The following is a 25,922-nucleotide window of genomic DNA, read 5'->3' on the forward strand; positions in this document are numbered from 1 at the left end:
CCGCTCACCGGATGTGGAGGTTGTCGAGGTAACCGCGGACGTTGCGGCGCGTCTCGGTGACGCTGTCGCCGCCGAACTTCTCGGCGACGGCGTCCGCGAGGACGAGGGCCACCATCGCCTCGGCCACGATGCCCGCGGCGGGCACGGCGCACACGTCGGAACGCTGGTGGTGGGCCGCCGCGGGCTCGCCCGTCTCGACGTCGATGGTCTTCAGGGCCCGCGGCACGGTCGCGATCGGCTTCATCGCGGCGCGGACGCGCAGCAGCTCACCGGTGGTCATGCCGCCCTCGGTGCCGCCGGAGCGACCGGACGTGCGGCGGACGCCCTCGTCGGTGGGGACGATCTCGTCGTGAGCCTTGGAGCCGGGCACCCGCGCCAGCTCGAAGCCGTCGCCGACCTCGACGCCCTTGATGGCCTGGATGCCCATCAGGGCGGCCGCGAGGCGCGCGTCGAGCCGGCGGTCCCAGTGGACGTGCGATCCGAGGCCGACCGGCACGTTGTACGCCAGGACCTCGACCACGCCGCCGAGGGTGTCGCCGTCCTTGTGGGCCTGGTCGATCTCGGCGACCATCGCCTTGCTCGCGTCGGCGTCGAGGCAGCGCACCGGGTCCGCGTCGAGGCGTTCCTCGTCGGCGGGGACGGGGACCACCCCGTACGGCGCCTTGGCCGCGGCCAGCTCCACCACGTGGGAGACGATCTCGATGCCCGTCGTCTCCTTCAGGTACGACCGGGCCACCGCGCCGAGCGCGACGCGTGCCGCGGTCTCCCGGGCGCTCGCGCGCTCCAGGATCGGGCGCGCCTCTTCGAGCGCGTACTTCTGCATGCCGGCGAGGTCGGCGTGACCGGGCCGGGGCCGGGTCAGCGGCGCGTTGCGGGCGAGCTGGGCCAGCTCGTCGGGGTCGACGGGGTCGGCCGCCATGACCTTCTCCCACTTCGGCCACTCGGTGTTGCCGACCATGACGGCCACCGGCGACCCCATGGTCAGACCGTGGCGCACACCCCCGAGGAAGGTGACCTCGTCACGCTCGAACTTCATCCGGGCACCGCGCCCATAGCCGAGGCGCCGCCGGGCGAGATGGTCCGCCACCATGTCGGTGGTGATGGGCACACCGGCGGGAAGACCCTCCAGCGTCGCCACCAGTGCGGGTCCGTGCGACTCGCCCGCGGTCAGCCAACGCAACCTGCTCAACGGTGCTCCTCATGCTCGCGCCTCGAACTGCGACGGCGCGACCGGGTGCGCGGCCCTGGCCCGCCTGCTCCGATCCTCCCACGTCCCGGGCCACAACTCGGTCGCCGGTCCAGCAGGCGGACGTCGGACGGACAGCCGACGGACGGCCGACGGAGCCCGCGAAGGACGCTGGTCAGTCGCCGTCGCGGCGCTGCGCCGGGGCGTACGGGCCGAGGAAGTCCGCCCCGCTCGGCGTGTGCGGCGTGGGCTGGGCGGCGGTGGGGGCGTACGGACCGAGGTGGTCGGCGCCACGTCCCTGGCCGCCCGGCGGCGGGGGAACGGGCTGCGGGGCCCTGGCGGCACGCCGCCGGGCGACCCTCCCCCGGATCGACTGCACCCACCCGAACAGGATCACCGCGAGGAGCAGGCACAGGAGCGGGATCTCCAGCCAGTCGGGCAGGAACTGGATCAGCCCCTCGAAGACGTTCTTCAGGATCGACGCCTGCGGCGTGCCGGTGTCCATGACTGCTCTCCCCCAGCGCTCTGTCGGAACCAGGAGATCCTAGCGGGAACCGAGCGCCTGTTCGCCTGCTGCCCGCATCTCCCGCAAAGGTGCCGGTGAGCGGCCCGTCATCCGCTCGACCTGGAACACCGCCTGGTGGACGAGGAGGTCGAGTCCTCCCACGACCCTGCCGCCGTTGCCCGACCAGGCCGCCGCGAGGGCCGTCGGCCACGGTTCGTACAGCACGTCGAAGAGGGTGCCGGGAGCGGCTGGGATCTGGTCGGCGAGGGCGTCCGTCGTACCGGCGGGCGTCGTGGCGATCACCAGCGGGGCGCGCAGCGCCTCGGGCGCGTCCGACCAGTCCGCGATGCGCACGTCCACCCCGAGGCGCTCGCCCCAGCCGCGCATCTCGGCGGCCCGGGCCTCACTGCGCACATACGCGGTGACGGGGCCGGTGCAGACACGGGCGAGGGCGGCGAGCGCAGAGGACGCGGTGGCGCCGGCGCCGAGGATCCCGGCGGAGTCCACCTTCTCGACGCCGCGCTCCCGCAGCGCGGCGATCATCCCGGGGATGTCGGTGTTGTCGCCGAGACGGCGGCCGTCCTCGGTGAACACCACCGTGTTGACGGCCTCGACGGAGGCCGCCGTGTCGCTGATCCCGTCGAGCAGCGGGATGATCGCCCGCTTCAGCGGCATGGTCAGCGACAGTCCGGCCCAGGTCGCGTCCAGCCCGGCGACGAACCCGGGCAGCGCGGCCTCGTCGACCTCGAACCGGTCGTAGGACCAGGCGGTCAGGCCGAGCGCGGCATAAGCGGCGCGGTGCAGCACCGGGGAGAGAGAGTGCGCGATGGGCGAGCCGAGCACCGCTGCGCGGTTGCGGGACGGAGTCATCAGTTGCCCCGCGAGTCGTTGAACTTGTCCACCAGCTTCTGGTGTTCGGCGAGCGTCTTGGCGAACTCGGTCTTCTTCATCCCGTCGGTCGCCACGAAGTAGAGCCAGCCGTCGTCCGTCGGATTGAGGGCCGCCGTCAGGGCCTCGTTGCCGGGGTTGCTGATGGGCCCCGGGGTCAGACCCCTCTGGGTGTACGTGTTGTACGGGTCCTGGTTGCTGTTGATCTCGTCCTCAGAGATGTCGATCTTGCTCTGACCCTTGAGGTAGTTGAACGCGGAGTCGAACTGCAGCAGCTGGTTCGTCTCCGTGTTGTCGGGCTTGAGACGGTTGTAGATGACCTCGGACATCTTGCGGAAGTCGTCGTGCGTCTTCCCCTCGACCTGGACCAGGCTGGCGAGCGTGAGCAGCTGCCAGGGGCCTTCGAGACCGAGACCCTCGGCCTTCGACTCGAGGTCGACCTTCTCGTACTCCGCGTCGGCGCGGGCGACCATCTTCTTGAGGACCGACTCGGGCTTGTCGTCCTTGGAGACCGGGTACGCGGCGGGGAAGAGGAAGCCTTCCAGGGGGTCCTTGACGTCCTCATGGTTCTTGGCCCAGTCAGGCAGGCCGAGGCTGTCCGCCTTCTCCTCCGCGACCTTCTCGGTGGTGCCTGCCTTGAGTTCGAGGCGCTTGTCGATCCGCTCGTAGACCTTCGCGTTCCGCCAGCCCTCGGGAATCGTCAGGTTGTTGCGGCTGGCCGGGTTCAGCATCGACTCGACCGCGCTCTTCGCCGACTGCTCCTTCTTCAGGAGGTAGACGCCGTCCTGAATGGTGCCGCCCTTGGGGTTCTTGATCTGGGCGGAGATGAACGCGTCGACGCTCTTGACCACGCCGTGCTTCTTGAGGATGTTGCCGATCTCGCTGCCGGTGGCGCCCTTGGGGATCGTCACCTCGACGGTCGTGGCGATGCCGGTGCCCTCGTAGTCCTCAGGCTCGCCGAACTGGCCCTGGACGAACTGGTAGCCGAAGTAGCCGACGGCCCCGAGGCCGCCCACGAGGACCGCGGCGACCACCAGGCAGGCCAGGCCGTTGCGGCCGCCCTTCTTCTTGGTCTTGCCCTTGCCGCGGCGGTCGCGGCCGTCGCCGCCACCGCGCGGCTCGCGCGGGTCGTCGTCGGGGTCGTCGCGGTCGTCACGGGTTTGGTCATCGTCGTCCGCGCCGGTGAAGAAGGGGTGGGTCTCCTCCTGCCGGGCCTCGGCCTCCCAGTCGGTGGCCGGTTCCGGCTCGGCCTGCCGCCGGCCCGGGGGCTGCGGCGGCGGGTAGGCCTCGGACGTGCCGTAGTAGTCGGCCTGCTGCTGGGGCGCGTAGCCGTCCGGCTGGCCGCCGTAGGTGGCCGACGGGTCGTCCCCGTACGGAACGGGCGCCTGCCGGCCGGTCTCCCAGCCGCCGTCGTAGTGCTGCTGCTGGTACTGCTGCTGTCCGCCCTGCTGCTGGTACGGATCGTGGTACTGCTGCTGTCCGCCGGGCTGCTGATACGGGTCCTGGTACTGCTCTCCGCCCAGTTGCTGTCCGCCCTGCTGGTGGCCGTACTGCGCCTGGGCGTACTGCTCCTGGGCGTACGGGTCCTGCTGCGGATACTGCTGCTGGGCCTGGTCGCCGTACTGAGCGTGGCCGGCCGCGGCCTGCTGTCCTCCCCATCCCTGGTCCCCGTAGAGGGGGTCCTCGGGGTGCCACGGTTCGGAGCCGGGGCCCCGGCCATACTCAGTCATCGATCCCCTAGGGCCGCGAGACGGTGCGAAACGATCCGCCTCTTCTCTGTGCGGCGGCTGTTCGAACACCGCCGCATCGCGCGGAACGTTACCGTATCGCGATCAGACAATCGGTTCGACGCCCTCGCCCGGGGCAGTGCCTGACGCCCGTTCGGACTCCAGAGCGTTCTGAAGGATCACCACAGCGGCAGCCTGGTCGATGACGGACCTCCCCTTTTTGGACTTCACGCCCGAAGCGCGCAGCCCCTGAGTGGCCGTCACTGTGGTCATCCTCTCGTCGACGAGGCGGACCGGTACCGGTTTGACGCCCTGGGCGAGCGTCTGTGCGAAGCTCCGGATCTTCTTCGCCGCCGGCCCTTCCCGTCCGCTGAGCGAGCGGGGCAGACCGACCACGATCTCGATCGGCTCGTACTCCTCGACGAGTTGGCGCAGCCGCCGGTGGGCGGCCGGGACGTCGCGTCCCGGCACGGTCTCCACCGGTGTGGCGAGGAGCCCGTCGGGGTCGCACGAGGCGACCCCGATCCGGGCGTCCCCGACGTCGATCGCGAGCCGACGCCCTCTGCGCATGGTCATCAGGCGGTCTCGGCGACGAGGCGCTCGACGGCGGCCACGGCGTCGCCGATGGCGTCCGGGTTCTGGCCGCCGCCCTGGGCGACGTCCGGCTTGCCGCCTCCGCCGCCGCCGAGGGTCTTGGCGGCGGTACGGACCAGGTCGCCGGCCTTGAGACCGCGCTCGCGGGCGGCCTCGTTGGTGGCGATGACGGTCAGCGGACGCCCGTTCGCCGTGGTGAACACGGCGACGACGGCCGGACGGTCACCCGGAATGCGGCCGCGGACGTCGAGGACCAGCTTGCGCAGGTCGTCGGCGGAGGTGCCGTCCGGCACCGTGCCCGTCACCAGGGCGACGCCGCGGACGTCCTTGGCGCCCTGGGCGAGACCGGCGGCGGCGCCGAGCACCTTCTCCGCGCGGAACTTCTCGATCTCCTTCTCGGCGTCCTTCAGCTTGCCGAGCATGGCGGCGATCTTCTCCGGCAGTTCCTCGGAACGGCCCTTGACCAGCTCCTGGAGCTGGGCGACGACCGTGTGCTCCTTGGCGAGGAAGTTGTACGCGTCGACGCCGACCAGGGCCTCGACACGGCGGACACCGGAGCCGATGGACGACTCGCCGAGCAGCTTCACCAGACCCAGCTGGGCGGTGTTGTGGACGTGCGTGCCGCCGCACAGCTCCTTGGAGAAGTCGCCGATGGTCACGACGCGCACCCGCTCGCCGTACTTCTCGCCGAACTCGGCGATGGCGCCCTGCTTCTTGGCCTCGTCGATGCTCATCACCTCGGCGTGCACGTCGAGTTCGCGGGCGAGGACTTCGTTGATCTTCTGCTCGACGTCGGTGAGTACCGTGCCGGGGACGGCGTTCGGCGAGCCGAAGTCGAAGCGGAAGCGGCCCGGGGAGTTCTCCGAGCCGGCCTGGGCGGCCGTCGGGCCGAGGGCGTCGCGCAGCGCCTGGTGGGTCAGGTGGGTGGCGCTGTGGGCGCGGGCGATGGCCCGGCGGCGGCGTACGTCGATGACGGCGTAGGCGGAGGCGCCGACGGTCACCTCGCCGACCTGGACGACACCCTTGTGGACGCTGACGCCGGGGACGGGCTGCTGCACGTCGCGGACCTGGATGACGGCCCCGGAGTGCAGCTTGATCCGGCCCTGGTCGGCGAGCTGGCCGCCGCCCTCGGCGTAGAAGGGGGTGCGGTCGAGGACGACCTCGACCTCGTCGCCCTCGGAGGCGGCCGGGGAGGAGACGCCGTCGACGAGCAGGCCGACGACGGTGGACTCGCCCTCGGTTGAGGTGTAGCCCGTGAACTCGGTGTTGCCCGAGCTGTCGGCGATCTCGCGGTAGGCGGTGAGGTTGGCGTGGCCGGTCTTCTTGGCCTTGGCGTCGGCCTTGGCCCGGTCCCGCTGCTCCTTCATCAGGCGGCGGAAGCCGTCCTCGTCCACGGACAGGCCCTGCTCGGCGGCCATCTCGAGGGTGAGGTCGATCGGGAAGCCCCAGGTGTCGTGGAGCAGGAACGCCTTGTCGCCGGAGAGGACGGTGCCGCCGGCGGCCTTGGTCTCCGTGACGGCGGTGTCCAGGATGTTGGTGCCGCCCTTGAGGGCCTTGAGGAAGGCGGCCTCCTCGGCGAGCGCGACGGTCTCGATCCGCTTGCGGTCGGTGATCAGCTCCGGGTACTGCTGCCCCATGGTGTCGATGACGACGTCGACGAGGTCCTTCACGACCGGGCCGTTGGCGCCCATCAGACGCATGTTGCGGATGGCACGGCGCATGATGCGGCGCAGCACGTAGCCGCGGCCCTCGTTGCCGGGGGTGACGCCGTCGCCGATGAGCATCGTGGACGTGCGGATGTGGTCGGCGACCACGCGCAGGGAGACGTCGGAGTCGTGCTTGTCGCCGTAGCGGACGCCGGTCAGCTCCGTGGCCTTGTCCATGACGACGCGCAGGGTGTCGGTCTCGTACATGTTCTGCACGCCCTGCAGGATCATGGCGAGGCGCTCGAGGCCGAGACCGGTGTCGATGTTCTTCGACGGCAGGTCGCCGAGGATCGGGAAGTCCTCCTTGCCGTCGCCGGCGCCGCGCTCGTACTGCATGAAGACCAGGTTCCAGATCTCCACGTAGCGCTCGTCGTTGACGGCGGGGCCGCCCTCCTCACCGAACTCCGGGCCGCGGTCGTAGTTGATCTCGGAGCACGGGCCGCAGGGGCCGGGGACGCCCATGGACCAGAAGTTGTCCTTCTTGCCGAGGCGCTGGATGCGCTCGGCGGGGACACCGATCTTCTCGCGCCAGATCTGCTCGGCCTCGTCGTCGTCCAGGTAGACGGTGATCCAGAGCTTCTCCGGGTCGAGGCCGTAACCGCCCTTGTCCTGGGGGCTGGTGAGCAGCTCCCAGGCGAGCTCGATGGCGCCTTCCTTGAAGTAGTCGCCGAACGAGAAGTTGCCGCACATCTGGAAGAACGTGCCGTGCCGGGTGGTCTTGCCGACCTCTTCGATGTCGGGCGTGCGCACGCACTTCTGCACGCTGGTCACGCGCGGGGCGGGCGGCTTGACCTCGCCGAGGAAGTACGGCTTGAACGGGACCATGCCCGCGGGGACGAGGAGCAGAGTCGGGTCGTCCGCGATGACCGACGCCGAAGGGACGACGGTGTGCCCGCGCTCCTCGAAGAAGCTCAGCCAGCGGCGGCGGATTTCAGCCGACTCCATCAGTGGTCCTCATTCCGGTTGTACGAGTGGTCGTCGTAGGGCTCTTCGCCGTGCGACGGCTCGGTGTTCGAACGCCTGTCGTGCTGCGCAGGCTTGTGGTGTGACGTCTTGCTGTGCAGGTAGGTGATCTGCGCGGGCTCACCCCGCCCGATCGCCGCCTTTCCCCGCTGCGCGGGGAGTCCGGGGTCCGCGGACGCGCGCAGCCCCAGCACCTCGGCGAGTTCGCCTTCGCGCTGGACCATGCCCGACCTGACGTCGAGGGCGAAGTCCTTCAGCCGGTGGCCGGCGTCGACCGCCTTGTTCGCGGCCTGTGCGGCGAGGCTCTCGGGGGTGAGCTGCTTGAGCTTGCGGTTCACCTTGGTGGTGGCCCACACACCGGCTGCGGCGCCGGCGGTGAACCAGAAAGTGCGGCGGAACATGCCTCAGCCCTTCCGGTCCTTGCGCCGGGCACCCGGCACGGTACGGCCGACGATCACGGCTCGGCGCGACGGCCCGGCCGGCTTGTCGTCGTCCTTGCGGCTCATGGCGCGGCGGACGCCGTAACCGAACGCGGCGACCTTGACCAGCGGGCCGCCGAAGGTGGAGGCCACCGTCGTGGAGAGCGCGGAGGCGTTGGAGGTGACCTCCTGGACGTCCGTCGCGATGGCGTCCACCCGGTCGAGCTGGGTCTGCGCGGAGCGGACCGTCGCGGAGGCGTCGGCCAGCAGGGGCACGGCCTGTTCGGTCACGTCCGCCACGAGTTCGGTGGTCGCCCTGAGCGTCTGGGCCAGCCTCACCAGCACCACGGCGAGGAAGGAGACCAAGATCGCCCAGAAGACGGCCACCAGAATTCCGGCAACCTCTCCACCGGTCACTGCGCACCGCTCTCTGCTCGTCTACGGGTACTCGGAAATCGTCCTCCGAGCCTATCGCGCCCCAGGCGGCGGGCCGCACCGCATTACCGGTGCACAGGGGGAGTCACCCGGAGCGATTGTACGCACTGCTTACGCACGAGTACGCTGCGTGTTCCATGCGACGCCGTCATCACACTCTTCCCGCGGAACTGAACCGGTTCGTGGGCCGCAGCAGCGAGTTGACCGCGCTGACCGCAGCGCTCGAGGACTCCCGGCTGGTCACTGTCGTCGGGGTCGGCGGTGTCGGCAAGTCACGCCTGGTGTCGCACGCGGCGGCGACCGTGCAGAATCGGTACACCGACGGGATCCGGCTCTGCGAACTGTCACCGCTGCGCGATCCGGGCCTGCTCGCCCACGCCCTCGCCGAGTCGCTCGGCATCACCGACCACACCAGCAGGCCGCCTCACGAGGTCCTGCTGGACGAACTGTCCGACAGCCGCATGCTGCTCGTCCTGGACGGCTTCGAGCACCTCGTCGACGCGTGCGCCCGGCTCGTACGGGACCTGCTGCGCCACGCGCCGGGTGTGCGGGTGCTCGCGGCCGGCCGCCGGCCGCTGCGGGTCGACGGGGAGCAGGTTTTCGACCTGGCCCCGATGACGGAAGGCGATGCCGCGAAGCTGTTCACGGCCAGGGCGGCGGCGGTGGTCCCGGGCTTCCGCGGCGGTGACGCCGACCGGGCCTCGGTTCTCGAGGTGTGCCGCCGGCTCGAGGGCATTCCGCTGGCGCTCGAACTCGCCGCCGGACGCATGCCCGTGCTCTGCCTCGACCAGTTGCTGCGCCGGCTCGACGACCGTTTCGACCTGCTCACCGGGGGCTGCCGGGGCTCCCTGCCGCGCCACCGGACCCTGCGCACCGCCATCGGCTGGAGCCATGAACTGTGCACGCCCGAGGAGCGGCTCCTGTGGGCCCGGCTGTCCGTCTTCGCCGGACAGTTCGACCTGGACGCGGTCGAGTACATCTGCAGTGGCCCCGAACTGCCCGTCGACAGCATCCTGGACGTCCTGGCGGAGCTGGTCGCCCAGTCGGTGGTCCGCCGCGAGGAGTCGCCCGCGGGTCTGCGCTACCGCTTGCTGGACACGGTCCGCGCGTACGGTGCCGAGTGGCTGGAGGCGATCGGCGACGCCGAGCGGCTGCGCAGACGTCACCGCGACTGGTACATGGGGCTCGCCACCTGGTGCGAGCTCGAATGGTTCAGCCCCCGCCAGGCCGAGGTGGCGGCCTGCGCCGACAGTGCGCTCCCCGATCTGCGGGCAGCGCTGGAGCTGTGTCTGGACAACCCGCGGGAGGCGCATCTGGGCCGGCACCTGGCCGGCACGCTGTGGTTCTACTGGGTCGGCTGCGGCCGGCTGGCGGAAGGCAGGCACTGGCTGGACCGGTGTCTGGCCCAGGAGTCGGATCCGGGCCACGCGGACGCGAGGCTCAAGGCGCTGTGGGTGCTCGGCTATGTGGCGATCCTGCAGGGCGACTTCACGGCGGCCGCGGGTGCGCTGCACGAGTGCGCCGAGGGGGCGGACCGCGCCGGCAACCGGCTCGCCGCCGCCTATGCCACGCACCGCAAGGGCTGTCTGGCGCTGCTCTCCGGTGAGCCGGGCCGCGCCGAGGAGCTGCTGCGCTCGGCACTCGCCTCGTACGAGGCGGTGGGCGAACTCAACAGCAACGTCCTGATGGCCAGGGTCGAACTGGCCATGGCGCTCGTCTTCCAGGACCGGCTGGACGTGGCGGTGGGGCTGTGCGAGGACGTCGGCCGGGTCTGCGAGGAACACGGCGAGCGCTGGACCCGTGCGTACGCGCTGTACGTGCTGGCGTACGCGGCCTGGACGGCGGGCGAGCACCGGCGGGCGCGTGCGCTGCTGTGCGAGTGCATCACCATCGACCACCGGTTCAACGACCTGGTGGGACTGGTCCTCGCCTTGGAGCTGCTGGCCCTGGTGACGGCGAGCGAGGGGAACCCGGCGGAGGCGGCGGTGCTCCAGGGCGCGGCCGCCCCGGTCTGGGGCTCGGTGGGCCCGGCACTGTTGGGTTCCGGCCACCTCGGCGCGCCCCGGGCACTGTGCGAGGAGCAGGCCGTCGCGCTGCTGGGTGCCGAGCGTTACGAGGCCTGTGTACGGGAGGGGGCCGCGCTCGGTGTCGATGCGGCGGTGCGGCGGGCCCTGTCGGCGCCGGAGCCACCGCGGCCCCGGCCGGTGGTTCCGCAGCAGGTGCAGCCTCCGGAAACGCGGGAGCCCGCCGGCTCCCCCGCCGGGAACGGCGGGGGAGCGGCGGGCTGACGCGCTGTGAGCGGCTACTCCCCCAGCGCTGCCGCTGGAAGAGGCCCCCGGATCAGCGGGCGTAGTACTCGACGACCAGCTGCTCGTCGCAGATGACCGGAACTTCCTTGCGCTGCGGGTCACGGTCCAGGCGGAACGCCAGGGCCTTGAGGTTGACCTGCAGGTAGCGCGGGGTCTCACCGTCGGCGGCGAAGCCACCCTCGCGAGCGACCTGGAACAGGGCCTTCTCACGGGAGCGCTCGCGGACCATCACGACATCGTCGGGGCGCACGCGGAACGACGGCTTGTCGACCTTGCCACCGTTGACCTCGATGTGGCCGTGGACGACCATCTGACGGGCCTGGTAGATGGTGCGGGCGATGCCGGAACGCAGGACCAGGGCGTCGAGACGACGCTCGAGCTCGATGACCAGGGCCTCGCCCGTCTTGCCCTCGGCCTTGCGGGCGCGGTCGTAGGCGCGGGCCATCTGCTTCTCGCTGATGTCGTACTGCGCGCGCAGGCGCTGCTTCTCGAGCAGACGCACCTTGTAGTCCGAGTTCTGCTTGCGGCCACGGCCGTGCTCGCCCGGCGGGTAGGGGCGGGCTTCGAAGTACTTGACAGCCTTCGGCGTCAGCGCAATACCGAGCGCACGCGACTTCTTGACCTTGGGACGCGACTGGTTAGGCACGTTCTCCAGACCTCCGTTGTAGGTTAGGTTAGGCTCACCTTACTCAAGGAGATCGCATGTCTCGCCCTGGGAACACCAAGCGCATCACGGACAGCACGAAGAACACCGACGCTTCTGCGAGCGTCGAAGTGACGGAGGTCCGATCAGCTCATGGTCAGCCGCGTCCCAGCGGGCTTGAAATCACTCGGATGCCGTCAGCAGCCGAGCGCACACGAACTCTCGTACAGAGTACATGCTCAAGTGTGCTGCTCGTGCCCGGCCTCGAAGGGGCCCGGCCGGAGCAGCTGAGCCCGCAGGCCCGGGCCGTCGGCACCGACGGCGAGGTCTTCCTGCTGTTCCCGGCCGACTCCCCCGCCGTACGGGCCGCGACCCACGCCCAGGACGACGAGCTCTCCGCCGTGCTGGAGATCACCGACGTGGCGCCGGTCGCCGTGCCCAACCGTATCCGGGGGCGCGCCTGGGTCTCCGGCCGGCTGACCAGCGTGCCGGGCCTCGCCACCGAACCCGGGTACATGATGCTCCGGCTGGAGGTAGGCGAAGCGGAGGTCGACGACCTGTGGGGCGCCTCGCACGTGGAGCCCGAGGCGTTCGCGAGCGCGTCCGCCGATCCTCTCGTGGCCCACGAGACCGAGCTGCTGCAGCACCTCGCCTCGGCCCACAGCGACCAGGTGCAGGCGCTCGGCTCCCTGCTCGGCGAGCGGGGACGACTTCAGGAAGCGGCCGGGCGGCGGGCCGTGCCGCTGGCGCTGGACCGCTTCGGGCTCCGGGTGCGGTTCACCGGCGAACGCTGCTTCGACGCACGCTTCGACTTCCCCGCGCCGGTGGCGGACATCACGGAGCTGCGCCGCGCCATGCACACCCTCTTCGAGGCCGCGGCCGCCTGACACGGGACGGCGGGGCGCGCGCCCGACCGGCCGGCGCCGGTCAGTCGCCGTCGCCGCGCAGGTGCTCGCGCACCTTCTCCACCACGTCCGCGTACCGCGCCTCCGCGCCGTAGCGCGTCGGCTCGTAGTACCGCCGGCCGTGCACGGCGTCAGGGGCGTACTGCTGGGCGGCGATGGCGCCCGGGACGTCGTGCGGATACACATAGCCCTGGGCGTGGCCGAGCTTGGCCGCACCCTTGTAGTGGCCGTCGCGCAGATGCGGCGGCACCGGGCCCGCGAGGCCGTCGCGCACGTCCTGCCGGGCGGCGGAGATCGCCGTCGTCGCCGCGTTCGACTTCGGGGCGAGCGCCAGGGCGATGGTGGCATGGCTGAGGGTCAGGGCCGCCTCGGGGAAGCCGATCATGGCGACGGCCTGGGCCGCCGCCACCGCCGTCGGCAGAGCGGTCGGGTCGGCCAGTCCGATGTCCTCGCTCGCCGAGATCATCAGCCTCCGGGCGATGAACCGCGGGTCCTCCCCCGCCTCGATCATCCGGGCCAGATAGTGCAGCGCCGCGTCCACGTCGGAGCCGCGAATCGACTTGATGAGCGCACTGGCGACGTCGTAGTGCTGATCGCCGTCGCGGTCGTACTTCACGGCCGCCCGGTCGACGGTCTCCTCCACGGTCAGGAGGCTGACGGCGCCCTCGCCCTTGTCCAGGGCCGCGCCCGCCGCGGCCTCCAGGGCGGTCAGCGCCCTGCGGGCGTCGCCGCCCGCGATGCGCAGCAGATGCGCCTCCGCCTCCTCGGGAAGCGAGACGGTGCCGCCGAGACCGCGGTCCTCCGTGAGCGCACGGCGCAGCAGACCTCGGACGTCGTCGTCGGTGAGGGACTCCAGCGTGAGGAGCAACGAGCGGGAGAGCAGGGGCGAGATCACCGAGAAGTACGGATTCTCCGTGGTGGCCGCGATCAGCGTGACCCATCGGTTCTCGACGGCCGGCAGCAGGGAGTCCTGCTGGGCCTTGGAGAAACGGTGGATCTCGTCGAGGAAGAGGACCGTCTCCTTGCCGAAGCCGCCTGCGGCGCGCTTCGCGCCCTCGATGACCGCGCGGACCTCCTTGACACCCGCGGTGATCGCGGAGAGTTCGACGAAGCGCTTGTTGGTCGCCCTGGAGACGACATAGGCGAGCGTGGTCTTGCCGGTGCCGGGCGGGCCCCAGAGGATCACCGACGAGACGCCGGCCGGCCCTCCTCCCCCGCCCTCGCCGACCAGGCGGCGCAGCGGTGATCCGGGCTTGAGCAGATGCTGCTGGCCGACCACCTCGTCCAGGGTGCGCGGACGCATCCGGACCGCCAGCGGGCTGCTGGTCGGGTCCTTCTCCTGGCGTTCTTCGGCTGCGGCGGTAAAGAGGTCGGGCTCCACGCTGTGAAGCCTATGCCAGCCCACTGACAGCGCCGGTCCCGGTCACGGGTCCCGGCAGGCCTGGTCCCGGTCAGCTGGTCCAGAAGTCCCACCAGCGGGTCAGGATCAGCATCCCGATCACGCCGATGTGCAGGACCGGCACCACCCAGGTGAACTCGTCGAGGAAGCCGCGCACCCACGTGGGGGCGGGCAGCAGCCCGTGGCGGACGTTGTGCGAGGTCACGTACCAGAACATGAGGATCGTGGCGACCCAGGCCAGGCAGCACCACAGGCAGAGAGCGTTGATCTCGTACAGCGACTGCTGCATCAGCCAGGTGCAGAAGCCGACGCCGAAGAGCGTGCCCGCGTTGAACGTCAGCCAGTACCAGCGGGGGAACCGCGCCCCGGCCAGCAGGCTCATGCCGACGCAGATGACGATGCCGTAGGTGACGAGCCCCAGCATCGGGTTGGGGAAGCCGAAGACGGACGCCTGGTCGCTCTCCATGACGCTGCCGCAGGAGACCACCGGGTTGAGGCTGCAGCCGGGCGTGAAGGTGGTCCCGGCGACCTTCGCCTCGAGGATCTTGAACTTGTCGATCGTGATGACCCACGCGGCCAGCACCCCGGCGGCGCCCGTGACGACGAGCAGCCAGGCAAGCCCGCGGCTGCCGCCGACGCGGCGGACGCCGTCGGGCACACCGTGGTCGGAGGACACGCCGTCAACTGCTGCAGTCGTCATATCGCTGTTCCGTCGCTCGCTGGTCCGTCGGGCAGGGTCATTGTGCCGTACCGGGGCGGCCTTCCTCCGTTCGATCCGCATAAGGGCATCCGAAGGAGGAGGCTGCTTCGGCGCACAACACAGCGGGGGCCCGGGGCAGTTGCCCGCCCCGGGCCCCCGCACGCGCAGTGCGTCAGCCGAGCCTGGCCCGCAGCTGGGTCACCAGTTCGGCGAGCGCCACCGGCTCCTGCTCGCCGGACTCCATGTCCTTGAGCTGGACCACGCCCTCGGCGAGGTCGCGCTCGCCGGCGACGATCGTGTAGCGGGCGCCGCTGCGGTTGGCGTTCTTCATCGCGCCCTTGAGGCCCTTCCCGCCGTACGAGAAGTCGGTCGCGACACCCGCCTTGCGCAGCTCGGTCACGACGCCGAACAGCACGCGCCGCGCCTCGTCGCCCAACGGCACCGCGAACACGCTGGTGGCAGCCGGGATGTCGAGCTCGACGCCCTCCGCCTCCAGGGCCAGGACCGTGCGGTCCACACCGAGGGCCCAGCCGACGGACGGGAGCGCGGGGCCGCCGATCATCTCGGACAGTCCGTCGTAGCGGCCGCCGCCGCCCACCGCGGACTGCGAGCCGAGACCGTCGTGGACGAACTCGAAGGTCGTACGGGTGTAGTAGTCGAGGCCGCGCACCAGCTTCTCGTCGTCCTCGAAGACCACGCCCGCCGCGGTCAGCAGTTCCCGCACCTGCTCGTGGTACGTCTTGCACGCGTCGCACAGGTAGTCGCGCAGCATCGGCGCGCCGACCAGCTGCTTCTGCACCGCGTCGCGCTTGTCGTCGAGGACCCGCAGCGGGTTGATCTCGATACGCCGACGGGTGTCCTCGTCCAGGTCGAGGTCGCGCAGGAAGGTCTGGAGCGCCTCGCGGTACACGGGCCGGCAGGTGCTGTCCCCGAGCGAGTTGAGCAGGATGCGGAAGTTGCGCAGTCCCAGCGTGCGGTACGCCTGGTCGGCCAGGATGATCAACTCGGCGTCCAGCGCCGGGTCCTCGGCGCCGATCGCCTCGGCGCCGACCTGGGAGAAGTGCCGGTAGCGGCCGGCCTGCGGGCGCTCGTAGCGGTAGTACGAGCCCGAGTACCAAAGCTTCACCGGAAGGTTCCCGGCCTTGTGCAGGTTGGCCTCGAGCGCCGCGCGCAGCACGGACGCGGTGCCCTCGGGGCGCAGGGCCAGCTGATCGCCGCCCTTGGTGGTGAGCGTGTACATCTCCTTGGTGACGATGTCGGTCGACTCACCGACACCGCGCGCGAACAGCTCGACGCTCTCGAAACCGGGGGTCTCGATGTAGCCGTAGCCGGAGTTCTTCAGCGGGGCCGAGATCGCCTCGCGCACCGCGAGGTACACCGCGGAGCGCGGCGGGATCAGGTCGTACGTGCCCTTGGGGGCCTTGAAGGTGCTCACGGGGATTCTCTCGTCACATTCCTCGTCGGGGAGCGTCCATGCTCCCGAGGCCGGCGGCCACCTCGCGCAGATACGGGTTGGTGGCGCGCTCACGGCCGATGGTCGTCTGGGGGCCGTGGCCGGACAGCACCACGGTCGAGTCGTCGAGCGGCAGGCACACCCGTGCCAGCGACTCGAGCATCTCTTCCATGTCGCCGCCGGGCAGGTCCGTGCGTCCGATGGAGCCGGCGAACAGCAGGTCGCCCGAGAAGAAGACGGACGGGACGTCCGCGGACTCGGGCATCTTGAAGGTCACCGACCCCTTGGTATGGCCGGGCGCATGGGAGACGGAGAATTCGAGGCCGGCCAGGTTCAGCGCGGCACCGTCGGTCAGCTCCTTGACGTCGTCCGGTTCGCCCACGGTGAGCTCGCCCATCAGAGGCATCCCGATGGAGCGCCCGAGGGCCTTCTCCGGGTCGCTCATCATGTAGCGGTCCTCGGGGTGGATCCAGGCCGGTACGTCGTGGGCACCGCAGACGGGGACGACGGAGGCCACGTGGTCGATGTGGCCATGGGTGAGGACGACCGCGACGGGCTTGAGCCGATGCTTCTTCAGCGCTTCCTCGACACCCTCGGTGGCCTGGTGGCCCGGGTCGATGATCACGCACTCCTCGCCTGCGGCCGGGGCGACCAGGTAGCAGTTGGTCCCCCAGGCCCCGGCGGGGAACCCGGCAATAAGCACGATCGTCCTCAGTTCGGTCGTCGTCGGACAGCTAAGGCGGTGGATTGCAGCAGATCAGAGCCTACCGGCGCTGCTCATCGCACAGCCAACCCGTATACGGTACGGGGCAAGCTCGGCGGTCGTGACTACGCGACGTGATGACGCGACGTATCCAGACGGACAAGACGCACAAGGAGAAGACCCGGTGGTCAGCAGCGATCAGCGGCGGCGGCAGCTCGCCAGGGAGAAGTTCGAGCGCCAGCAGCAGCGTCGGGAGCAGGCGCGGCGGAAGGCCAAGGTGCGCAACTCCGCCATCGCGGCGGCGGTGGCCGTGGTGCTCTGCGCCGGCGGCGGCGTCTACGCCATGGGCCTCACCGGTGACGAGAAGGACGACGCCGCGTCGCCCGGCGCCTCGCCGAGCCCCTCCGCCTCGGAGACGAGCAACCCCGAGCCGGCGATGGCGATCGACCAGAAGGCGAAGTACTCGTTCTCGATCGCAACCAGCGCGGGCGACATCAAGATCGCCATGGACGCCGCGAAGACGCCGCACACGGTGAACTCGTTCAAGTCGCTGGCGGACAAGGGTTACTTCGACGGCACGAAGTGTCACCGTCTGACCACGGAGAACATCTTCGTGCTGCAGTGCGGCGACCCGAAGGGCGACGGCACCGGCGGTCCCGGCTACACCATCCCCGACGAGAACCTCGACGCTCTCGGCAAGGCGGCCGCGGACGGCACGGTCACCTTCCCGGCGGGCACGGTCGCGATGGCGAACACCGGCCAGCCGGGCTCGGGCGGCAGCCAGTTCTTCCTCGTCTACAAGGACACCAAACTGCCGCCCGCCTACACGCCCTTCGGGACCATGGACGACAAGGGCCTGAAGGCCGTGAAGGACGTGGCGAAGGCCGGAGTCGAGGGCGGCGGCGCCGACGGTCCCCCGAAGAAGGCCGTCACTGTCGAGAAGGCCACGGTCACGAAGGTGTGAGCGGCGTAATTTCGGTCGCGCTGAGTGCGGACAGCCGGGCGGCCGGTCGCCTAGATTGGGCGTTGTGCAGCGTGCGCTGACGCGCGTTGTGGAGGGCGGGCGAGGCCCGTCCAGGAAACTGTGGACGATGCCCGGGGGGACGAACCCTCGTCGGCATCAGGTTGAGGAGGCGCTGTGAGCAGCGACCCGTGGGGCCGCGTCGACGAGACGGGCACCGTGTACGTGCGTACTGCCGAGGGCGAGCAGGTCGTCGGATCGTGGCAGGCCGGGAGTCCAGAGGAGGCTCTGGCCTACTTCGAGCGCAAGTACGAGGGCCTGGTGGTCGAGATCGGCCTCCTCGAGCGGCGGGTGAAGACGACCGACCTGTCGGCCAAGGACGCCCAGGCCGCCATCGACCATCTGCGTCAGCAGGTGGACGAGCACCACGCGGTGGGCGACCTGCAGGCGCTCCGGGTGCGGCTCGACGCGCTGGTGGAGACGGTCGAGAAGCGTCGCGAGGAGCGCAAGGCCCAGAGGGCGAAGCAGACCGACGAGGCACGCCGGGCCAAGGAGGCCCTGGTCACCGAGGCGGAGGAGCTGGCGCAGAGCGAGCAGTGGCGGGCGGCGGGCGAGCGGCTGCGTGCACTGGTGGACACCTGGAAGGGCCTGCCCAGGCTCGACCGGAAGTCCGACGACGAGCTGTGGCACCGCTTCTCACACGCGCGTTCCGCGTTCTCCAAGCGCCGCAAGGCGCACTTCGCGTCGCTGGACGCGCAGCGCGAGGAGGCCCGCCAGGTCAAGGAGCGGCTGGTCGCGGAGGCCGAGGCGCTCTCCGGTTCCAAGGACTGGGGCCCCACCGCGGCCCGCTACCGGGACCTGATGGCGCAGTGGAAGGCCGCGGGCCGTGCCCAGCGCGAGGCGGAGGACGACCTGTGGAACCGTTTCCGCGGTGCGCAGGACGTCTTCTTCGCCGCGCGCAGCGGTGTGTTCGCCGAGCGTGACGCGGAGCAGGCGGAGAACCTCAAGCTGAAGGAGGAGCTCGCCGCCGAGGCCGAGAAGCTGGTGCCGGTGACCGACCTGAAGGCCGCGCGTGCCGCCTTCCGTTCGATCAACGAGCGCTGGGAGGCCATCGGCCATGTGCCGCGCGACGCCCGTCCCAAGGTCGAGGGCCGGATGCACGCGGTGGAGCGGGCCCTTCAGGAGTCCGAGGAGAACGAGTGGCGCCGGACGAACCCGGAGGCGCGTGCGCGTGCCGAGGGTCTGACCGGTCAGCTCCAGGCGGCCGTCGACAAGCTGCGCGGGCAGATCGACGCGGCCCGCGCCTCGGGCAACAACGCCAGGGCGGACAAGCTCGCCAAGGAGCTCGAGGGCCGTCAGGCGCTGCTGGACCAGGCGCTGAAGGGTCTGCAGGAGTTCGGGGGCTGAGACAGTCGGCCGCACACGAAAGGGGCCCGGTACGGATGCGTAATGCGTACCGGGCCCTTTCGTGTGCCGAGTCCGCCGGCTACGGCCGCCGGGCGGAGGTCACGCGGTAGACGTCGTACACGCCCTCCACACCCCTGACGGCCTTGAGGACGTGGCCCAGGTGCTTGGGGTCGCCCATCTCGAAGGTGAAGCGCGAGGTGGCCACCCGGTCGCGGGAGGTCTGCACGGCCGCCGAGAGGATGTTGACGTGCTGGTCGGACAGGACCCGGGTCACGTCGGACAGCAGCCGGGAGCGGTCCAGCGCCTCGACCTGGATGGCGACGAGGAAGACGGACGACTGGGTGGGGGCCCATTCGACGTCGAGGATCCGTTCGGGCTGTTGCGAGAGCGAGTCGACGTTGACGCAGTCCGCGCGGTGCACCGACACGCCGCTGCCGCGCGTGACGAAGCCGATGATCGGGTCGCCCGGTACCGGCGTACAGCAGCGGGCGAGCTTGACCCAGACGTCCTCGACGCCCTTGACCACGACACCGGGGTCGGCGCTCTTGCGGCGCTTGCCGCGGCCGTGGGACGGCGGGGTGGACTCGGCGATGTCCTCGTTGGCGGCCTCCTCGCCGCCGAGGGCCTGCACCAGCTTCTGCACGACGCCTTGCGCGGCCACATGGCCCTCGCCGATGGCCGCGTACAGCGACGAGATGTCGGGGTAGCGCATCTCGTGCGCGAGGGTGACCAGGGAGTCGCCGGTGAGGATGCGCTGGATCGGCAGGTTCTGCTTGCGCATGGCCCGCGCGATGGCGTCCTTGCCCTGTTCGATGGCCTCGTCCCGGCGCTCCTTGGAGAACCAGGCGCGGATCTTGTTGCGGGCCCGCGGCGACTTGACGAAGCCGAGCCAGTCGCGGGAGGGCCCCGCGCCTTCGGCCTTGGAGGTGAAGACCTCCACCAGGTCACCGTTGTCGAGGGTGGATTCGAGCGGCACGAGACGCCCGTTGACGCGGGCGCCTATGGTGCGGTGGCCGACCTCGGTGTGCACCGCGTAGGCGAAGTCGACGGGGGTGGCGCCCGCGGGGAGCGCTATGACGTCGCCCTTGGGCGTGAAGACGAAGACCTCGTTGCGGGAGAGGTCGAAGCGCAGCGACTCCAGGAACTCGCCCGGGTCCTCCGTCTCCTTCTGCCAGTCCAGCAGCTGCCGCAGCCAGGCCATGTCGTTGACGGTGTCCTGGCCGGCGGTGCCCTTGCCTGCCTTGGGGACGTCGGTGCGGATCTTGGAGGCGCCGGCGACGGTCTCCTGCTTGTACTTCCAGTGCGCGGCGATGCCGTACTCGGCGCGGCGGTGCATGTCGAACGTGCGGATCTGGAGCTCGACCGGCTTGCCGTTGGGACCGATGACGGTCGTGTGCAGCGACTGGTACATGTTGAACTTCGGCATCGCGATGTAGTCCTTGAACCGGCCGGGGACCGGGTTCCATCGCGCGTGCACGGTGCCGAGGGCGGCGTAGCAGTCGCGGACCGTGTCGACCAGGACACGGATGCCCACCAGGTCGTAGATCTCCGCGAAGTCACGGCCTCGGACGATCATCTTCTGGTAGACGCTGTAGTAGTGCTTCGGCCGGCCCGTGACGGTGGCCTTGATACGGGCGGCCCGCAGGTCGGACTGGACCTCGTCGGTCACTATGGCGAGGTACTCGTCGCGCTTGGGCGCGCGCTCGGCGACGAGGCGCACGATCTCGTCGTACATCTTGGGGTAGAGGATCGCGAAGGCGAGGTCCTCGAGCTCCCACTTGATGGTGTTCATGCCCAGCCGGTGGGCCAGGGGCGCGTAGATCTCGAGGGTCTCGCGGGCCTTCTTCTCCTGCTTCTCCCGCTTGAGGTAGCGCATGGTGCGCATGTTGTGCAGCCGGTCGGCGAGCTTGATGACCAGGACCCGCGGGTCCTTGGCCATGGCGACGACCATCTTGCGCACGGTCTCGGCCTGCGCGGCCTCGCCGAACTTGACCTTGTCGAGCTTGGTGACACCGTCGACGAGGAGCGCCACCGAGTCGCCGAAGTCGCGGCGCAGCTGGTCGAGGCCGTACTCGGTGTCCTCGACCGTGTCGTGCAGCAGGCCGGCCATCAGGGTCGCCGGGTCCATGCCGAGTTCGGCGAGGATGGTGGTCACGGCGAGCGGATGCGTGATGTACGGGTCGCCGCTCTTGCGCTTCTGGCCGCGGTGCCAGCGCTCGGCGACCTGGTAGGCCTTCTCGACCTGGCGCAGCGTGGACGTCTCGATCTTCGGGTCGTTGCTGCGCACGATCCGCAGCAGCGGTTCGAGCACGGGGTTGTACGGCGAGGAGCGCTGCACGCCCAGGCGCGCGAGGCGTGCGCGCACGCGGTTCGAGGAGCCGCCGGTGCGTGCCGGGCCGGGCGGCAGCGGCTTCGGGGCGGTGACGGGGACCTGGCTCACCCGCTCGGGCGCGGCGGGGGCCGGCCCCTGGGTCCGCTTCGGCTCGGGCGTGACAGGGTATGCCGCGGCCTGGTCGGCCTTCTGGTCGGGCTGCGGGGCGGCGGGCTGGGCCTCGTCTGGCAAGAGCGCTCCTCGTGCGGTTCCGGGTCCCCCGGTCAGGCCCGGAAAGGCCATGGTATCGACCTCGGCGTCCCCGATCGCGCGGGGACCAGGGCCTCTCACAACGCGAGACGGGCGCCCAGGTGTTCCCGGGCGCCCGTCTCGGCGGGACGCTCTGTGAGCGAGGCGGAGAATCCGCAGCTCACAGGCGTGTCACAGGGTGATCAGTGCCTCCAGCGGCGCACCGGCCAGCGCCGGCTCGAGCCGGGCACGGCCGCCCAGGAATCCCAGCTCCATCAGGACCACGACGCCGACGACGTCCGCCCCGGCGCGTCGGATCAGCTCCAGCGACGCCTCGGCGGTGCCGCCGGTGGCGAGCACGTCGTCGATGACCACGACACGGTCTCCCGCGCTGAGGTCCTCGGCGTGCACCTCGATCTCGGCGCTGCCGTACTCCAGCTCGTACGCCTGGGAGAGCGTCGCTCCGGGGAGCTTGCCCGCCTTGCGCACCGGGATGAACCCGATGCCGGCGCGCACGGCGACCGGGGCGGCGAGGATGAAGCCGCGCGCCTCGAGGCCGATGATCTTCGTCGCGCCGTGGCGCACACAGAACTCGCTCAGCGCGTCCGTCAGCGCCGTGAACGCGACCGGGTCGGCGAGCAGCGGCGTGATGTCCTTGAAGACCACGCCCGGCTTCGGATGGTCCGCGACGTCACGGATGCGGCTGAGCAGCAGCTCCTGGGTGGCGTTCACCGTCATCGACGCCTGCCCGAAGGACGGCCCCGGCCGCGGCCGCGCGGTCCGACGACCGCTCCGGCGGCCGCCGCCTCGGCGGGCGCCAGGTCGGCCGGCCCGTCCTGCTCGTCCGCCTCGTCCTGCCCGGTCTCGCCCTTGGCCTCGGCGGCCGCGCGCTTGGCGAGCACCCGCTTCTTCAGGGCCTTGATCTGCGGGTCGCGTTCCTTGAGGTCGGCGACGAGCGGTGTGGCGATGAAGATCGAGGAGTAGGCACCGGCCGCGAGACCGACGAACAGCGACAGCGAGATGTCGTTGAGCATGCCCGCGCCGAGGAAACCGCCGCCGATGAACAGCAGACCGGCTACCGGCAGCAGCGCGACGACCGTGGTGTTGATGGAACGCACCAGGGTGCTGTTGATGCTGCGGTTGGCGATCTCGCTGTAGGTGAAGCGGGTCTGCTTGGTGATGCCCTTCTGCCCCTCCTTCAGGCTGTCGAAGACGACCACCGTGTCGTACAGCGAGTAACCGAGGATCGTCAGCAGACCGATGACCGTACCGACGGTGACCTCGAAGCCGACGAGGGAGTAGATGCCGACCGTGATGGTGATGTCGTGGATCAGCGCGACCAGGGCCGCCACGGCCATCCGCCACTCGAAGGCGATGGCCAGGTAGACCACGACGAGGAGCATGAAGACGGCGAGGCCGGTCCATGCCTTGTTGGCGATCTGCTCACCCCAGCTGGGTCCGACCAGATCGGCGTTGATCTGCTCGGCCGGGATGTTGAGTTCCTGGGCGAGGTCCTTCTGGACACGGTCGGCCTCGGCCGTGTCCACACCGCTGATCTGGATGCGCAGACCGCCGGTGCCCAGCTCCTGCACGATCGGGATGTGGTCGGAGACCGCTTCCGCCGCCTCGGTGGCCTGGCTGACGCTGACGTCCGCCTTGGGCGTCGTGAAGACGGCGCCGCCCTTGAACTCGATGCCCATGTTCAGGCCCTGAACGGCGAGGGCGACGACCGCGGTGATCGTGATCAGGATGGAGACGCCGTACCAGAGCATGCGCTTGCCGACGAAGTCGTACCCGACCTCGCCCTGGTAGAGCCTGGCGCCGAGATTGCCGAGTCGGGACATCTCACGCCTCCTTCGGGTCGGTCGTCGGGGCGGTGGTGCGGCGCGAACGCCGCAGCGGCGGCTTGGCGCCGAGCCGCTTCGGGTCGAGTCCGGACCACGGGTGGCCGTCGGCGAAGAACTTCCTGCGGGCCAGCAGCGTCATCACCGGCTTGGTGAAGAGGAACACCACGACCACGTCGAGGAGGGTGGTCAGGCCCAGCGTGAACGCGAAGCCCTTGACCTTGCCGACGGTGACCGCGAACAGCACCGCGGCGGCGAGGAACGACACGAAGTCGGAGACGAGGACGGTGCGGCGGGCACGCGGCCAGGCGCGCTCGACCGCCGGCCGCAGGGTGCGGCCTTCCCTGATCTCGTCCCGGATGCGTTCGAAGTAGACGATGAACGAGTCGGCGGTGATACCGATGGCGACGATGGCGCCGCAGACGGCCGGCAGGTTCAGCGCGAAGCCGATGGCCGGGCCGAGCAGAGTCATCAGCGTGTACGTCAGGATCGCCGAGGCGGCGAGGCTCAGCAGGGCGATCAGTGACAGGCCCCGGTAGTAGACGACCAGGTAGATGACGACGAGGGCGAGGCCGATCGCACCGGCGATCAGGCCGGCCCTGAGCTGCTCACCACCGAGGGCGGCCGTGACGGTGGTGACGCTGTCCTCCTCGAAGGACAGCGGCAGCGCGCCGTACGACAGGATGTTGCCCAGGTTCTGGGCGGACTCCTGATCGAAGTCGCCGGTGATCTCGGCGCTGGCGCTCAGCGTCTGGTTCACCTGCGGGGCGGAGACCACTTCACCGTCGAGGACGATGGCGAACTGGTTCATCGGGGGCTGCTGCTGGGAAAGACGGCTGGTGATCTTCTGGAACTTCTTGGCACCGGTGTCGGTGAAGTCCATCGTGACGATCCACATGCCGCGCGTCTGGTCGAGCTGGCCCTTGGCCTCGTCGACGTCCCGGCCGTCCACCTCGGCGGGGCCGAGGATGTACTTCTCCCACTGGCCGGCGCTGTTCTTGCCGCAGGCGATGGCCGTGTCGGACGGCTTGACGTTGTCGCCGAGCTTGCCGCGGGCCTTCGGGTCGGTGCAGTCCAGAGCGGTGAACTGCTTCTCGAGCGCGCCGGTGGCCGGGTCGGACGGCTTCGGCTCGGGGCTCTCACCGGGCTTGGGGCTCTCGGATGCCTTCGGCTCACCGGAGCCGGAAGGGCTCGGGCTCGCGGCGGGCGCCTTGAGGCCGTCGGTGACCGCGCGGCCCTGGGCGGTGGTGCTGGGCGAGGGGCTGGAGGACGGGGAGCCCGACGGCGTGGTGCCCGCCTTGTCCTTGTCCTCCTTCGCCTTGTCGCTCGACGAGGCGCTGGGCGAGGGCTCCGGGGCGGCGGGACCGCCGGCGGCGACCGTCAGAACGGGCCGGAAGAACAGCTGGGCGGTGGTGCCGACCTGCTGACGGGCCTGCTCCGAGTTCGTGCCCTTGGGGATGTTCACAATGATGTGATTGTCGCCCTGGGTCTGAACCTCGGCCTCGGAGACACCGAGACCGTTGACACGGCGCTCGAGGATCCCGACCGCCGTGTTCATGTTGGTCTCGTTGACGGCGTCCTTCTGGCCGGGCAGGCTCTTGGCCTGGAGCGTGATGGACGTACCGCCCGCCAGGTCGATGCCCAGACGTGGCGTGAACTCGCCCGCTGCGAACATCCCGCCCGTGAGCGCGACCATGGCGATCAGGATCAGAGCCAGGGCACGCCCCGGCTTGCCCTGAGCCCCCGCGGGCCTTCGGCCCCTGTTCGGTGCTGCCACCTTCTCGTTTCTCCCTGTCCAACCGCCCACGGCGCCGGGTGTGCGCCCGTGGCGGCCACGAAGTGTTGTGGGGACCTGCCCCCGCGATCAGTCGACACGCCGCGGGACCGCCCGACGCCTGCCGGCGTCATCGCGGTCCCCGATCGTGGCTACTTCGCGTCGGCCTCGCCGTCGGCCTTGCCGTCCTTCGGCCGGGCGTCGTCGGACGCGGCCTGCTCCGGCTCCCCGCCGTCCTCGGCCTTCTTGCCGAGGTCGACCTTGGCGTCGTCCGCCTCGGCGTCGTCGGCCTCGATCAGCGAGGACGCGTCGTCCGGGACGACGTGCGTGTCGGCCTCGGGGTCGTCGCCGTGGACGATGCGGTTGTACTCCTCGTCGGAGAGCACGGCGCCGATCGCGTTCTTCGCGAACATCAGGTGGACGCCGGGAGCCGCCTCGAGGAGGACCGTGTCGTCTGTGACCTCCTTGACGGTGCCGTAAAGGCCACCAATGGTTCGCACTCCGGTGCCGGGCTGCATCTGGTCGCGCATGTTGGCGGCCGCCTGCTGCTTCTTCTTGGCGGAGCGGGTCATCAGGAACATGGCCCCGATGAGCACGATGAAGGGGAGGAGGGTCAAGATATCCACGGGGGAATTCCTTCGCATGACCGCGCTGAGCGAGCGGCCGATCTACGGGGGTGGGCACGCCGACCTGTAAGGGCGGCATCGGCGGAGTCTAAGCGAGTCCGCACCGATGGAACAACGCTCAGCATGGCACCGTAGTTCCTCCGATGCCATTGTCCTCGTCGTGTCCCTCCGGCGAGGACATAGCAGGCACCCGTTGAGTCCTGGTTCAGGCCGGG

The 25,922-nt window shown here is 70.3% G+C and carries 22 protein-coding genes; 4 read left to right on the forward strand and 18 right to left on the reverse strand.

Annotation, left to right across the window (positions count from 1 at the left end):
• Window positions 1-4: 4 nt before the first annotated feature.
• The 8 genes from aroC to OGH68_RS06160 all read right to left on the reverse strand — a co-directional run bounded on the left by aroC (window position 5) and on the right by OGH68_RS06160 (window position 8,405).
• Window positions 5-1,189: a chorismate synthase gene (gene aroC / locus OGH68_RS06125; RefSeq protein WP_264242290.1), complete on the reverse strand. Its 1,185-nt coding sequence runs from the start codon at window positions 1,187-1,189 to the stop codon at window positions 5-7.
• Between the two features lie 172 nt (window positions 1,190-1,361).
• Window positions 1,362-1,691, reverse strand: coding sequence for a hypothetical protein (locus tag OGH68_RS06130; protein WP_264242291.1), 330 nt, complete (start codon window positions 1,689-1,691; stop codon window positions 1,362-1,364).
• Window positions 1,692-1,730: 39 nt separating this feature from the next.
• Window positions 1,731-2,561, reverse strand: a complete 831-nt coding sequence (locus OGH68_RS06135; RefSeq protein ID WP_264242292.1) for a shikimate dehydrogenase — start codon at window positions 2,559-2,561, stop codon at window positions 1,731-1,733.
• Entirely contained in the window at window positions 2,561-4,309 is a 1,749-nt protein-coding gene (gene mltG, locus OGH68_RS06140; protein WP_264242294.1) for an endolytic transglycosylase MltG, read from the reverse strand. Before mltG ends, OGH68_RS06135 begins: the two co-directional genes overlap by 1 nt.
• A 102-nt stretch (window positions 4,310-4,411) precedes the next feature.
• A complete protein-coding gene (ruvX, locus tag OGH68_RS06145) occupies window positions 4,412-4,882 on the reverse strand; it encodes a Holliday junction resolvase RuvX (protein WP_413470942.1) in 471 nt (156 codons plus the stop codon).
• Window positions 4,882-7,551, reverse strand: a complete 2,670-nt coding sequence (gene alaS, locus OGH68_RS06150; RefSeq protein ID WP_264242295.1) for an alanine--tRNA ligase — start codon at window positions 7,549-7,551, stop codon at window positions 4,882-4,884. Before alaS ends, ruvX begins: the two co-directional genes overlap by 1 nt.
• Window positions 7,551-7,970, reverse strand: a complete 420-nt coding sequence (locus OGH68_RS06155; RefSeq protein WP_264242296.1) for a DUF6167 family protein — start codon at window positions 7,968-7,970, stop codon at window positions 7,551-7,553. Before OGH68_RS06155 ends, alaS begins: the two co-directional genes overlap by 1 nt.
• 3 nt (window positions 7,971-7,973) lie before the next feature.
• On the reverse strand, window positions 7,974-8,405 hold the full coding sequence (locus OGH68_RS06160) for a DUF948 domain-containing protein (protein WP_264242297.1): 432 nt from the start codon (window positions 8,403-8,405) through the stop codon (window positions 7,974-7,976).
• A gap of 155 nt (window positions 8,406-8,560) precedes the next feature.
• Between OGH68_RS06160 and OGH68_RS06165 the strand changes: the two genes are divergently transcribed.
• Window positions 8,561-10,711 (forward strand): ATP-binding protein, encoded by a 2,151-nt coding sequence (locus tag OGH68_RS06165; RefSeq protein ID WP_264242298.1) that lies wholly within the window; start codon window positions 8,561-8,563, stop codon window positions 10,709-10,711.
• Between the two features lie 52 nt (window positions 10,712-10,763).
• Here OGH68_RS06165 and rpsD read toward each other — a convergent pair whose 3' ends face one another.
• The gene (gene rpsD, locus OGH68_RS06170) at window positions 10,764-11,378 is read right to left on the reverse strand and encodes a 30S ribosomal protein S4 (protein WP_100106216.1); all 615 of its coding nucleotides are present in this window, start codon (window positions 11,376-11,378) and stop codon (window positions 10,764-10,766) included.
• Between the two features lie 188 nt (window positions 11,379-11,566).
• Here rpsD and OGH68_RS06175 point away from each other — a divergent pair, with 188 nt between their 5' ends.
• A complete protein-coding gene (locus OGH68_RS06175) occupies window positions 11,567-12,262 on the forward strand; it encodes a DUF2470 domain-containing protein (protein ID WP_264242299.1) in 696 nt (231 codons plus the stop codon).
• Window positions 12,263-12,302: 40 nt separating this feature from the next.
• Here OGH68_RS06175 and OGH68_RS06180 read toward each other — a convergent pair whose 3' ends face one another.
• The 4 genes from OGH68_RS06180 to OGH68_RS06195 all read right to left on the reverse strand — a co-directional run bounded on the left by OGH68_RS06180 (window position 12,303) and on the right by OGH68_RS06195 (window position 16,535).
• Window positions 12,303-13,661 carry a replication-associated recombination protein A gene (locus tag OGH68_RS06180; RefSeq protein ID WP_264242300.1) on the reverse strand — a complete coding sequence of 453 codons (1,359 nt, stop codon included), beginning with the start codon at window positions 13,659-13,661 and terminating at the stop codon, window positions 12,303-12,305.
• 70 nt (window positions 13,662-13,731) lie between these two features.
• A complete protein-coding gene (locus OGH68_RS06185; protein WP_264242301.1) occupies window positions 13,732-14,379 on the reverse strand; it encodes a vitamin K epoxide reductase family protein in 648 nt (215 codons plus the stop codon).
• Between the two features lie 172 nt (window positions 14,380-14,551).
• Complete coding sequence (gene hisS, locus OGH68_RS06190) at window positions 14,552-15,814, reverse strand: histidine--tRNA ligase (protein ID WP_264242302.1); 1,263 nt, start codon at window positions 15,812-15,814, stop codon at window positions 14,552-14,554.
• 13 nt (window positions 15,815-15,827) lie between these two features.
• Entirely contained in the window at window positions 15,828-16,535 is a 708-nt protein-coding gene (locus tag OGH68_RS06195; protein WP_264242303.1) for an MBL fold metallo-hydrolase, read from the reverse strand.
• Between the two features lie 184 nt (window positions 16,536-16,719).
• Here OGH68_RS06195 and OGH68_RS06200 point away from each other — a divergent pair, with 184 nt between their 5' ends.
• Window positions 16,720-17,499: a peptidylprolyl isomerase gene (locus tag OGH68_RS06200; protein WP_264242304.1), complete on the forward strand. Its 780-nt coding sequence runs from the start codon at window positions 16,720-16,722 to the stop codon at window positions 17,497-17,499.
• Window positions 17,500-17,673: 174 nt separating this feature from the next.
• Window positions 17,674-18,903: a DUF349 domain-containing protein gene (locus OGH68_RS06205; RefSeq protein ID WP_264242305.1), complete on the forward strand. Its 1,230-nt coding sequence runs from the start codon at window positions 17,674-17,676 to the stop codon at window positions 18,901-18,903.
• 79 nt (window positions 18,904-18,982) lie between these two features.
• On the opposite strand, the gene OGH68_RS06210 is transcribed toward OGH68_RS06205, so the two are convergent.
• The 5 genes from OGH68_RS06210 to yajC form a co-directional block, all read right to left on the reverse strand.
• Window positions 18,983-21,466: a RelA/SpoT family protein gene (locus OGH68_RS06210; RefSeq protein ID WP_264242307.1), complete on the reverse strand. Its 2,484-nt coding sequence runs from the start codon at window positions 21,464-21,466 to the stop codon at window positions 18,983-18,985.
• Window positions 21,467-21,655: 189 nt separating this feature from the next.
• Entirely contained in the window at window positions 21,656-22,201 is a 546-nt protein-coding gene (locus OGH68_RS06215; RefSeq protein WP_264242308.1) for an adenine phosphoribosyltransferase, read from the reverse strand.
• Window positions 22,198-23,307, reverse strand: a complete 1,110-nt coding sequence (gene secF, locus OGH68_RS06220; RefSeq protein WP_264242309.1) for a protein translocase subunit SecF — start codon at window positions 23,305-23,307, stop codon at window positions 22,198-22,200. Before secF ends, OGH68_RS06215 begins: the two co-directional genes overlap by 4 nt.
• 1 nt (window position 23,308) lies before the next feature.
• Window positions 23,309-25,084, reverse strand: a complete 1,776-nt coding sequence (secD, locus tag OGH68_RS06225) for a protein translocase subunit SecD (RefSeq protein ID WP_264242310.1) — start codon at window positions 25,082-25,084, stop codon at window positions 23,309-23,311.
• Window positions 25,085-25,233: 149 nt separating this feature from the next.
• Window positions 25,234-25,707 carry a preprotein translocase subunit YajC gene (gene yajC, locus OGH68_RS06230; protein WP_264242311.1) on the reverse strand — a complete coding sequence of 158 codons (474 nt, stop codon included), beginning with the start codon at window positions 25,705-25,707 and terminating at the stop codon, window positions 25,234-25,236.
• Window positions 25,708-25,922: the final 215 nt, after the last annotated feature.

The sequence above is a fragment of the Streptomyces peucetius genome, from assembly GCF_025854275.1.
Classification (GTDB): Bacteria; Actinomycetota; Actinomycetes; order Streptomycetales; family Streptomycetaceae; genus Streptomyces; species Streptomyces peucetius_A.